This window comes from Kaistia algarum, assembly GCF_026343945.1.
In the GTDB taxonomy this organism is placed as follows: Bacteria; Pseudomonadota; Alphaproteobacteria; order Rhizobiales; family Kaistiaceae; genus Kaistia; species Kaistia algarum.
In genome coordinates this window covers 2,516,776-2,527,697 of the sequence record NZ_JAPKNJ010000001.1, presented here as the reverse complement: position 1 = coordinate 2,527,697, position 10,922 = coordinate 2,516,776, and the positions used below count along the sequence as shown (strand labels likewise).

General features: G+C 66.3%; 12 protein-coding genes. 5 read left to right on the top strand and 7 right to left on the bottom strand.

Translation table 11 applies throughout. The annotated features are described in order from the left end of the window. Positions 1–12: 12 nt before the first annotated feature. Positions 13–552: a hypoxanthine phosphoribosyltransferase gene (gene hpt, locus OSH05_RS12165; RefSeq protein WP_104219619.1), complete on the bottom strand. Its 540-nt coding sequence runs from the start codon at positions 550–552 to the stop codon at positions 13–15. Then, the gene (locus tag OSH05_RS12160; protein ID WP_104219618.1) at positions 552–1,028 is read right to left on the bottom strand and encodes an FxLYD domain-containing protein; all 477 of its coding nucleotides are present in this window, start codon (positions 1,026–1,028) and stop codon (positions 552–554) included. Before OSH05_RS12160 ends, hpt begins: the two co-directional genes overlap by 1 nt. Before the next feature lie 248 nt (positions 1,029–1,276). Here OSH05_RS12160 and ftsE point away from each other — a divergent pair, with 248 nt between their 5' ends. The 4 genes from ftsE to OSH05_RS12140 all read left to right on the top strand — a co-directional run bounded on the left by ftsE (position 1,277) and on the right by OSH05_RS12140 (position 4,586). Beyond that, positions 1,277–1,936 (top strand): cell division ATP-binding protein FtsE, encoded by a 660-nt coding sequence (gene ftsE / locus OSH05_RS12155; protein WP_104219617.1) that lies wholly within the window; start codon positions 1,277–1,279, stop codon positions 1,934–1,936. Next, positions 1,929–2,927: a cell division protein FtsX gene (locus OSH05_RS12150; protein WP_266352291.1), complete on the top strand. Its 999-nt coding sequence runs from the start codon at positions 1,929–1,931 to the stop codon at positions 2,925–2,927. Before ftsE ends, OSH05_RS12150 begins: the two co-directional genes overlap by 8 nt. 149 nt (positions 2,928–3,076) lie before the next feature. Next, entirely contained in the window at positions 3,077–3,769 is a 693-nt protein-coding gene (locus OSH05_RS12145) for a YdcF family protein (protein WP_165801613.1), read from the top strand. A gap of 34 nt (positions 3,770–3,803) precedes the next feature. Then, entirely contained in the window at positions 3,804–4,586 is a 783-nt protein-coding gene (locus tag OSH05_RS12140) for a lysophospholipid acyltransferase family protein (RefSeq protein WP_104219615.1), read from the top strand. Here OSH05_RS12140 and OSH05_RS12135 read toward each other — a convergent pair. Further along, positions 4,573–5,115 carry a gamma-glutamylcyclotransferase gene (locus OSH05_RS12135; RefSeq protein WP_104219614.1) on the bottom strand — a complete coding sequence of 181 codons (543 nt, stop codon included), beginning with the start codon at positions 5,113–5,115 and terminating at the stop codon, positions 4,573–4,575. The two genes, OSH05_RS12140 and OSH05_RS12135, sit on opposite strands and share 14 nt — an antisense overlap. Before the next feature lie 72 nt (positions 5,116–5,187). Between OSH05_RS12135 and OSH05_RS12130 the strand changes: the two genes are divergently transcribed. Continuing rightward, positions 5,188–6,459, top strand: a complete 1,272-nt coding sequence (locus OSH05_RS12130) for a DUF2125 domain-containing protein (protein WP_104219613.1) — start codon at positions 5,188–5,190, stop codon at positions 6,457–6,459. Positions 6,460–6,475: 16 nt separating this feature from the next. Here OSH05_RS12130 and OSH05_RS12125 read toward each other — a convergent pair whose 3' ends face one another. The 4 genes from OSH05_RS12125 to OSH05_RS12110 are packed head-to-tail and all read right to left on the bottom strand — an operon-like array spanning position 6,476 to position 10,842. Further along, the gene (locus OSH05_RS12125) at positions 6,476–7,357 is read right to left on the bottom strand and encodes an SMP-30/gluconolactonase/LRE family protein (RefSeq protein WP_104219612.1); all 882 of its coding nucleotides are present in this window, start codon (positions 7,355–7,357) and stop codon (positions 6,476–6,478) included. Positions 7,358–7,367: 10 nt separating this feature from the next. Continuing rightward, a complete protein-coding gene (locus OSH05_RS12120) occupies positions 7,368–8,333 on the bottom strand; it encodes an ABC transporter permease (protein ID WP_104219611.1) in 966 nt (321 codons plus the stop codon). Continuing rightward, on the bottom strand, positions 8,330–9,343 hold the full coding sequence (locus tag OSH05_RS12115; protein ID WP_104219610.1) for an ABC transporter permease: 1,014 nt from the start codon (positions 9,341–9,343) through the stop codon (positions 8,330–8,332). The genes OSH05_RS12120 and OSH05_RS12115 overlap by 4 nt, the downstream gene beginning before the upstream one ends. Continuing rightward, positions 9,340–10,842, bottom strand: a complete 1,503-nt coding sequence (locus tag OSH05_RS12110) for a sugar ABC transporter ATP-binding protein (RefSeq protein ID WP_104219814.1) — start codon at positions 10,840–10,842, stop codon at positions 9,340–9,342. The genes OSH05_RS12115 and OSH05_RS12110 overlap by 4 nt, the downstream gene beginning before the upstream one ends. Positions 10,843–10,922 lie beyond the last annotated feature (80 nt).

The following is a 10,922-nucleotide window of genomic DNA, read 5'->3' as shown; positions in this document are numbered from 1 at the left end:
ACCCTTGAAAACTCAGTCCTCGACCACGCCAACAAAGGGCAGTTCGCGGAAAGCGTGAGCCGCATCCATGCCATAGCCGACGACAAACAGATCCGGGCAGACGAAGCCGACATGATCGGCCTCCATCTCGATCGCGCGCTTGCCCGGCTTTTCAAGCAGCACGGCGACACCGACGCGGCGTGCGCCGCGCTCGACCATCAGCTGGCGCGCAAAGGCGAGCGTGCGCCCCGATTCGAGAATGTCGTCGATCAGCAGCACGTCACGCCCGGCGACGTCACTTTCGATATCCTTGACGACGCGGACCTGGCCGCTCGACGCCGATCCCGCGCCATAGCTGGAAAGAGAGATGAACTCGACCTCTGGCTCCAGCCCCGAATCGTGCAGCGCGCGGATGAGATCCGCGGCAAAGACGAAGCTGCCCTTCAGGATCGAGATGACAAGTAGGTTCTCATAGCCGCTGGCGGCGATCTCCGCCGAGAGTTCGCGATTGCGGGCGTCGATATCGGCGATGTCATAAAGGACGCGAATGTTCCGGCCGCGGACTACGGGCATCAGGATTTCCCTTCGGCCGCGCCTTCGAAGCGCAGCTTGACTGTCTTGGCCGAATCCGGTGGATCGGCCAGTCTCGACCGGAACGACGCGGTCTCGCCGGCAGCTAGCGGGCGGTGGTCGATCGGCGCCGACCACCCCCCGACCTCGCGGCCGCGATCGTCGTACAGCGTGAAGGCAAGCGCCGGAAGGCCCCGATTGCCGCCGGCCTGGGCAAGGATCTCGCCCGTCACCACCAGCCCCGGCGCGCCGGAGACATTGTCGCGCATCGTCGCGACGTTACGGAATTCGAGCCCGCGCAGATTGACCGGCAGGCCAAGGCGCGTATAGAGGCTTGCCAGTCCCGGCGCCGCGGCGACGATCGGCGTTCGCAGGACGACGAAGCCCAGGACCAGGAGGACGAGCAGGACCAGCGAGGCCGAATCGCGCCAGTCGCGTCTGCCAATCCCTGCCCCGCGCGCTGGAACCGCTCCCGCCAAGACTGCCGAACCTCCCCGATCGACGCCAGGCGCCGGAAAACAACGATATCAAACCGATTCGCGATCCGTGGGAAGGCACAGTGTCGGCGGCGCCGCGTCTTTGCCTTGATCGGATGACATTTCCAAGTCATGAACCATCGGGGATTGGAAAGTCGTTAACGCTGCTCCGGACATGTTGCCACGAGCCTACCGTCGACGACGGCTCATGACAGCGTCTGGCGGCACAGGGGCGGAACGGGGAATCTCTATTGATCCGCTTTGAGAATGTCGGCCTTCGCTACGGAATGGGTGCCGAGATCCTGCGCGATCTGTCGTTTCAGATCGCGCCGAAATCGTTCCAGTTCCTGACCGGCCCCTCGGGCGCCGGCAAGTCGACGTTGCTCAAGCTGCTCTTCCTGTCGCTGAAGCCGACTCGCGGCCTCGTCACCGTCTTCGACCGTGACGTCGGGACGATCCGCAAGACCGAGCTGCCTGCGCTCCGCCGGCGCATTGGCGTGGTGTTCCAGGATTTCCGCCTGCTCGACCATCTGACCACCTTCGAAAACGTCGCCATGCCGCTGCGCGTGCTTGGCCGCGAGGAGATAAGCTACCGCGCCGACGTCATCGAACTCCTGAAATGGGTCGGGCTCGGCGACCGCGTCCACGCCCTGCCACCCATTCTCTCCGGCGGCGAAAAGCAGCGCGCCGCGATCGCCCGTGCCCTCATCGGCCAGCCCGAAATCCTGCTTGCCGACGAGCCCACGGGCAATGTCGATCCCCCGCTCGCCAAGCGGCTGCTGCGCCTCTTCGTCGAATTGAACCGGCTCGGAACCTCGGTCGTGATCGCGACCCATGATATCGGGCTCATGAACCAGTTCGATGCGCGCCGCATGGTGCTGCATGAAGGGCGGCTTTCGATCTATGAGTGATCCCCGCCAAACGCGCCTCGATCCCTTCCCTCTCAAGGACCGCAGCGGCTTGTTCGGCCGCCTGCTGAAGCGCGGCCGGCGCGGCGCCGCCTCGCAAGTGGCGGGTCCGATCGTCCCGGCCGGATCGATCGCCGGCCGCTCGCTGACCATCGTCGTCGCGATCATGAGCTTCCTCGCCTGCCTGACGCTCGGTGCGGTGACGCTGGTGCGCGATGCCTCGCTCGACTGGCAGTCCGACATCACGCGCGAAATCACCATTCAGGTCCGCCCGGTCGAAGGCGTCGATACGGCGGGGGAGGCCCAGAAGGCGATCGATATCGCTACCGCCGCGCCGGGCGTCGCCTCGGCCCGGGCGCTCGCCGATTGGGAAAACGCCAAGCTGCTGGAACCCTGGCTCGGCAGCGGCCTCGACATGAGCGACCTGCCGATCCCGCATCTGATCGTCGTCGAACTCTCCGATCCGGAGGCCGTCAATCTGCCGGCGCTGTCGGCGCGCCTGTCGCAGGAGGTGAAGGGGGCGAGCCTCGATGACCACAGGACCTGGACCGACCGACTGAAGGCGATGGCGAATGCAACCGTCATCATCGGCTTCTCGATCCTGGCGCTGGTCTTCGTCGCGACCGTGCTGTCGGTCGTGTTCGCGACGCGCGGCGCCATGTCCTCCAATCGCGACATCGTCTCGGTGCTGTACTATGTCGGCGCGGAGGCCGGCTTCATCGCGCGCGAATTCCAGCGCCACTTCCTGCTCCTCGGCCTGAAGGGAGGCCTGCTGGGCGCGGCTTCCGCCTGCGTGCTCTTCGCGGTGCTTTCCTTCTTCATCGGCCGCTCGATCGCGACGCCGGAGGGCGACCAAGTCTCCGCTCTCTTCGGCCGTTTCGCCATTGGGCCGACCGGTTATCTTGGCGCCTTGTTCATTGCCGTGCTGATCGCGCTGATGACGGCCGTGACGTCACGCCTCACCGTCTACCGGCATCTCGCCTCGATCGAATAAGCCGGCTGATAGAGGCGAGGGGCGGCCCTCGCGCGCCATCTTGCCAAGTCCCCGCCCCAATCTGCTACCATCTTGGTGCGATGACCGATGCGATTCCGTCCGAACTTCACGGATCCCGGCCCGTTCACGGAGCGGGACGGGCGGGGATTTTGCGCCGACGCGGAACCCGGCGACGGTCGCCGCTCCGCCGTATCATCTCCGGGCTTCTGCTCATCCTGGTGCTGGCCGCGATTGGCATCGGCATCGATTTCGTCCGCTTCGTCGATCAGGTCGGCGATAGCTACCACCCGCTGGCGCCCAAGGCCGAAGGCATCGTCGCCTTGACCGGCGGCGCCGCGCGGATCGACGGCGCCCTGGCACTGCTCGCCGAAAACCGGGCCGAGCGACTGCTGATCTCCGGCGTCAATCCATCGGTCGGGCGGCGCGAGATCGCCTCGGCACTGGAGACGAAATTGGCCGGCGCGCTCGATCCGCGCGTCGATCTCGGCCATCTGGCTCGCGACACGATCGGCAATGCCGACGAGGCGAAGATCTGGGCCGAGGACCATAATTTCCGCTCGCTGATCGTCGTGACGTCCGACTACCACATGCCGCGCAGCATGGTCGAACTGGCGAGCGCCATGCCGAAGATTGAACTGATCCCTTATGCGGTTTCCAACCCCCAGCTCGAAATGGACCACTGGTGGCGGCATGCGGCGTCGGTCAGGCTTCTCTTGGCGGAGTACCTGAAGTATACGCTCGCAAGGGCGCGGCTTGTCTTCGAGTCGCCACGGGGGCTGCTCGGTTCCGGGCCGTCGGAAACGGCGAGCGCCACCGCGGCGACATCCGAGGTTCTGCGCTGACGCCGATCCATCGACGCCTCCGCAGAGCCCGGCCATGCTGATCTTCCGCTCGATCCTGTTCCAGATCGCATTTTACGCCATCATGGCGGCGATCATCCTCGTCACGCTGCCCTTCTATTTCTTTCTCCCGCACCGGGCCGCGATCGCGGTGGTGAAGTTCTGGACCGCGTCGACCATGTGGGCGCTCGGCGTCCTCGCCGGCACGCATATCGAAGTGCGCGGCCTCGACAAGCTGCCGAAGGGCGGCGCGCTTTTGGCGCCGAAGCACCAATCCGCCTTCGAGACGATGGCGCTGTTTCCGATGCTGAACGACCCGACCTTCGTCATGAAGCGGCAGCTCATGCTGATCCCGCTTTTCGGCTGGTACACCTGGAAGGCCGGGATGATCGCGGTCGACCGTGCCGGCGGATCGAAGGCATTGCGGAAGCTCGCGGCCGATTCCAAGGTGGCGATCGCCGCCGGCCAGCAGATCATCCTCTTTCCCGAAGGCACGCGGCGCCCTGTCGGCGCCGAGCCGGACTACAAATTCGGCATCATCCATCTCTATCGTGAGCTGAAAGTGCCGGTTTATCCGATCGCGCTCAATGCCGGGCTCTATTGGCCGCGGCGCAGCTTCCTGCGCTATCCCGGCACGATCATCATCGAGGTGCTCGATCCGATTCCGCCAGGGCTCGATTCCAAAACCTTCCTCGCCCGCCTCATCGGCACGATCGAACCGGCGAGCGACCGATTGCTGCAGGAAGCGACGGCCAAAGCCGACCATCCCCCGCTGCCGCCGGAGGCCGCGACACGCCTCGCAGCCCTCAAGACGGGCTGACGGCGTCCTCTTCCAGCTCGCGGGCGAGCCAGGCGAGCAGCGGATCGCGCACACCTGCTTGCTCGAGATGGCGCGTCGTCGCGAGGACATAGTCGCGATTGTGCCCGGAAAGGCCCTCGGAATCGCGGACATGGGCGAGAACCGCCTCGGGTTCGAGCCGGCCCGCATATTGCGCATGGGCGCGGTCGACGACATAGGCGAGCGCCGTGACCGCTCTCGCGCTTCCATCCTCCAAGCGAACCGGCCGCCGAACCTCGCGATAGACATGCGTGACGAGTTCACGCTCGCGCAGATAATCGATCGTCGAAGCGGCGTCCGACGCCTCGACGCGAAAGGCGACGCCGCGGCAGGACCCGCCTTGGTCCAGCCCTAATACGAGGCCAGGCTTCTGCGGCGTCCCGCGATGAACGAAGGAATAAACGCAGAGCGCGCGGTGCTCGCCGAAAAGGCGTGCAGGCTGCGCCTCGGCAAAGGAAAAGCCAGGCCGCCACATCAGCGAGCCATAGCCAAAGACCCATAAATCGGACATTGAGTGTCGTCCCGCGGCAGGCGAGGATTGCCTAGCAGCCCGATCGGCCGAGTTCAACGGAGCCCCGCATCCATGACAGCCCCGGCGGCACCCGCGCCCCGCAAAAAGACCAAGCGGCGGTTCCAGATCCTGATCGGCATCGTCATCGCCATCGTGGTGCTATGGACCGGCGGCTGGTTCGCGGCCCGCCACTATGTCGCCGGCAAGATCGCCGCGATCGAAGCCCGCGCCGCCGACGAGGGCGCGACTCTATCCTGCGGCGACCAATCGCTCTCCGGCTTCCCCTTCCGGCTCGGCATCACCTGCACGCCGGTCGCCGCTAGTTGCCCCGCCGAGGATCTCTCCGTCGATCTGGCGGGCATCGAGGCGATGGGCCTCCTCTATAATCCCGGCCACGCCCTTTTCGCCGCCAAGGGGCCCTTGGCGCTGAAGGCGCGCCACGGCAATCAGGTCACCGCCAACTGGACTTCGCTCGAATCGAGCGTGCGGATCGGCTTTTCGGGACTGAAACGCTATTCGCTGGTCGCCGACGGTCTCGACGCCGCGCTGGACGCACCGTCGCGCGTTGCCGGCACGGTGACGCTGAAGGCGGACCACGCCGAACTGCATCTCGTTCCCGATCCCGACACGGCCGGAATGATCGACCTTTTCACAACCGTCCAGAACGGTCTCGCCAGCGTGCCCGGCCGACCGGAATTGCCGCCGGTTACCTCCAACGTCGCCATCGGCCTGCCGGAATCCGTCCTGAAGCAGCGCGACAACCCCGTCGCCGCCTGGATCGCTTCGGGCCAGCCGATCCGGATTTACCGAGCCGAGATCGATGTCGCCGGGCTTTCGACGGCGCTGGCAGGCGATGCCACCATCGATGGGAACGGCATGCTCTCGGGCGATTTCACGGTACGCCTCTCGGCGCTGGACCGCCTGCCAGACCTCGTCGAGCGCTTCCACCCCGGCAGCCGCGAGCGGTTGACACGGCTGATCGGGCCGGTCTCGGCTTTCCTGCGGCCTGTGAATGCCGACGGCAAGGATTGGCGCGAGGCGCGCATCACCGTCAGAGCGGGACGCGCGACGCTCGGCTTCATCCCGCTTGGCCAGATTCCGTCGCTGCTGCGCGGGCAGCCCGTTGCCTTGCCGGGAGCGCCTGCACCGTCTTCGGACCAGGTAGCAGAGGTTCCGGCGCCCGCGATCCAGCCGGCCACTCCTGCCGCGGAAGCCGCGCCGCCGGCGGCAGACACGTCACCCGCGCCGGCGCCGTCCGGCCCATCGGCCAACAAGGCAGCGCTGGATGCGGTCCAGGAAATCGCCGCCGCCGTTCCGCGCGTGAAGCGTTGCGCGGTCAACTGACGAAGGCCGCTCCACCCTACCCGCGGAACGGCACCAGCGGCAGGCCCTTGACGCCGACATCGAGAGCGAAGAGGCCGCCGGCGAGCGGCTGGTCCTTCAATGCCTCCGCCGAGCGTCGCAAGGTCGCCGTGGTCACATAGAGGATGTCGAGATTGGGGCCGCCGAACTCGCAGCAGGTCGGCAGATCGGTCGGCAGTTCGATCGTTCGCATCAGCTTGCCGGCCGGATCGAAGCGCATCACCTTGCCCTTGAACGGCACGGTCAGCCAGTAGCAGCCCTCCGCGTCCACGGTCGAGCCGTCGACGATACCGTCCATGAAGGAGAGGTCGACATAGGGACGGCGGTTCTCGGCCTCGCCCGAGACGGCATCGAAATCGAACGCCCAGACCACCGGCCCGTGGCTGTCCGTATAATACATCGTCCGGCTGTCCGGGCTCCAGGCGAGCCCGTTGGAACAGCCAACGCCGTCGACGACCTTGTGGCAGGTGAGATCGAGATCGAGCCGGTACAGCGCGCCGACCTTGCGCACCGGCTTGCCCGGCGCCTCGAACATCGAACCCGACCAGAAGCGGCCTTGCCGGTCGGTCTTGCCATCATTGAAGCGGGTGTCCGGCTCGTTCGCCTCCGGATCGACGATCGCCTCCAGCTTGCCGGTCGCCGTATCGAGAAAATGGAAGCCATTGACGTCGGAGATGACGAGGCCGCCGATCTCGCGGACGGCGAGGCAGCCCGGATATTCCGGCAGAGTGATCGTCTCGTCGGTGCTAGTCTCCGGATCGTAGCAATGGACGGTCTTGCCATAGATGTCGATCCACCACAGCACTTCGTCATCCGGGTCCCAATAGGTGCTCTCGCCGAGCAGCGCCTTGGCGTCGACCACGCATTCGATGTCGGTCATGGAAATATCCTCAGGAAGCCTGCCGCGCGCGGCGGCGCGGGAAAAGATCGGTGATCGCCTCGCTCGCCAGCGCCACGGTGACGAGGATGACGACGCCATAGACGATGAGCAGCGCGCCATTGGAGAGGTTCAACGCCGGCAGCAGGCCCGTCAAGACAGTGAGCACCATCGCCCCAGCGATCGTGCCGACATAATGGCCGCTGCCGCCGAGGATGGACGCGCCGCCGATGGCGACCGCCGCGATCGAGGTGAAGAGATAGGGATCGCCCATGCCGAGATAGGCCTGGCCCGTATAGCCGGTGAGCAGCATGCCGGCGAGCGCCGCGGTGAAGCCGGACAGCGCATAGGCGGCGACACCGGTGCGCAACGTCGGTACGCCGGAAAATTCGGCGACCGTGGCGCTCGATCCAACCGCGTAGAGATGACGCCCGAACGCGGTCTTGGACAGCAACACGGTCGCGACGATGGCGAGCACGATCCAGAGAATGACGATCATCGGGAACCCGCCGACCCTGCCGACGGCCAGGAACTGGATCATCGGCGGGGCCGAGGCCGGCGGTGCGCCGCCCGTATAGACGAGGATGCCGCCCTGCAGGATGACGTTGACCGCGAGCGTCATGATGATCGGCGGAACGCCGAACAGGGCGACGCCGAGGCCGTTGACGACGCCGACCAGCGCCCCGGCGAGGAGCAACAGCGGCACGATCCAGACGAGGGGTGCGTCCTGGCCATGAGCGACCAGCGTCATCAGCACGGCCGCGCAGTTGAGCACCCATGGCACCGAGAGGTCGATGCCGCCGCCGATGACGACGAAGGTCTGCCCGAGCGCGACGATGCCGATGAAGGCGGCGAGCACCACGAGGCTGCGCAAATGGATCGGCGACAGGAAGCCCGGCGCGACCACGCTCGTCAGCATGAGCAGCACGATCAGGCCGAGATAGGCGAAGAGGATCGAGCGGTGGCGGCGCAGATTCATGAGAGGTTCCGCCTCGATGATTTCTCGGCCAGCGAACTCGCCAGTACGGCAACGAGCAGGATCACGCCCGACGCGATCGGCTGCCAATAGCTGGAAATCGACAGGACGAAGACGAGATTGCCGATGATGGTCAGGATGAAGGCGCCGACGATCGTCCCGACCAGGCCGCCGCGGCCGCCGAACAGGCTGATGCCGCCGATCACCGCGGCCGCCACCGAGGGCAGGATGTAGTCCTTGCCGATCGTCGGCGAGCCGGCGCCTGTCTGCGTCGTCAGATAGAGGGCGGCCAGCGCCGCGAAGGCGCCGGAGAGCGCATAGGTCGCGACATTGATGCCGAGCGGCGAGACGCCCGAGAGGAAGGCGGAGCGCTCATTGGAGCCGGTGGCGCGGATGGTGATCCCGGTCCGGGTGCGCCTGAACCAGACCCAGAAGAGAATCAGCGCGACAAGCAGCCAGACCGAGCTGGAAAGGCCCAGGAAGGACGAGGAGCCGAACGCCATCCAGGCCGAAGGCAAGCTGCCGCCATCGGTCGGCAGGATGAGAAGCGCGGCGCCAGACAGGATCGACCAGGTGGCGAGGGTCACCAGGAAGGGCTGCAGGCGGAGCACGGTGATGAGCACGCCATTGACGAGGCCGACCAGCGCGCCGATCGCGACGATCGCAAGGCTCCAGACGAGCACCGAGAGGCCGCTGTCGCCGAACCGGGTCGCAGCGATCACGGTGCCGAGGCTGATCATGCCGCCGATCGACAGATCGATGCCGCCGCGCAGCAGCACGATGGTCTGGCCGGTGGCAGCCAGCATCAGCGTCATCGCCGCGGCAGTGTCGAGATTGAGCTCGTCGAGCGTGAATACGCCCTCGCGCAGCGATCCATAGACGGCCAGCAGCGCCAGCAGCATCAGGCAGGGAATGAGCAGCGAGGCATGGCCGAGCAGGCGGGCCTTCCATTCGCCGGCCGGGTCGGTCCTTGAAGGAGCGCGCTCGCCGGGTTCGCTGGCGGTCATCGTCATGCGGCCCTCTCGATCATCGTGGCCCGCAGGATCTGGCGCTCGGAATTGTCCTCGCCTTCGAGGATGGCCGCGAGCCGACCATAGCGCAGCACCGCGACGCGGTCGGCGACATGAACGAGTTCGGCCAGGTCGCTTGAATAGAACAGGATCGCATAGCCCTTCGCCGCCAGGTCGCGCATCAGCGCGAAAATCTCGCCCTTGGTGCCGACATCGATGCCGCGCGTCGGGTCATAGAGCAGCAGGATGCGCGCCTCCGTCAGCAGCATCTTGCCGAAGATCACCTTCTGCTGATTGCCGCCGGAGAGCGTTCCCGCCGCCTGCTCGGGCGTTCCGGCCTTGATGCGAAGCTGCGCGATCATCTCGTCGACGAGTTTGGCCTCGCGCTTCGGATCGGTGAGGCCGAAGCGGGTGAAGCGCGAGATGACGGAAAGCGTCAGATTCTCGCGCACGCTCTTCGCCAGCAGCAGGCCATGATTGCGCCGATCCTCGGGGACGAGGGCGAGGCCGTCGCGGCCGGATAGGGCATCGCGCGGGTTCTTGATCGTTCGCGGCTTGCCCCAGACCTCCAGCGATCCCGAAGCCTTGGCAGCGCCGAACAGCGCCTGGAACAATTCGCGCTGGCCATGGCCCTGCAATCCGGCGACGCCGAGTACCTCGCCCTCGCGAAGGTCGAGATCGAGATCGGCGAGGCGGTTCTGGACGGTGAGACCACGGATCTGGAGGGCAACGCGGCCGGTCGATGTATCCCGCCGCTCCGGATAGAGCCGGTCCATCTGCCGGCCGAGCATGTCGGCGATGATCGTGTCGTCATCGACGGCGGCGGTATCATAGGCCGCCACCGTCGCGCCGTTGCGGAAAACGGTGATGCGGTCGGCGATCTTCCGAACCTCGCCGAGGCGATGGGAAATATAGATGACCAGCTTGCCGGCGCTGGCGAGGCCCTGCGCAAGATCGAGCAGCCATTCCGTCTCGCGGGGCGCCAGGGCCGAGGTCGCCTCATCGAGGATCAGCACGCGTGGATCGCGCGACAACGCCTTGGCGATCTCCACCACCTGCCGCTCGGCCAATGTCAGGCGGCGCAGTTCCTGATCCGGCCGGATCGAAGGAAAGCGATAGCGATCGAAAAGCTCGGCCGTCGCCTCGCGCATCGCGGCGGCACGGGCCGTGCGCAGCGGCGTCAGGGGCTCGCGGCGGAACCAGACATTCTCGGCGACGGTCAGGTCGGGGATCAGCGACAATTCCTGAAAGACGGCCGAGATGCCGGCCTTCTGTGCCTCTTCGGGATTGCGCACGCCGAAGGGCTGCCCGCCCAGATGGATCGAGCCGCCATCCGGCCGGACCGCCCCGGCGAGGATCTGGATGAAGGTGCTCTTGCCCGCGCCGTTCTCGCCGAGCAGCGCATGGACTTCGCCGGCGCGGGCGCGAAGCGTCGCATCGGCGAGCGCGACGATGCCGCCATAGCGTTTCGATACGGAAACGGCCTCGAGAAAATCGTTCATCGGCACCGCGGCTGTCATGGATCATGAGAAAGGAGCGGGACGAGAGTCGTCCCGCTCAGGTGCCGGCGGCCCCCAGGCCC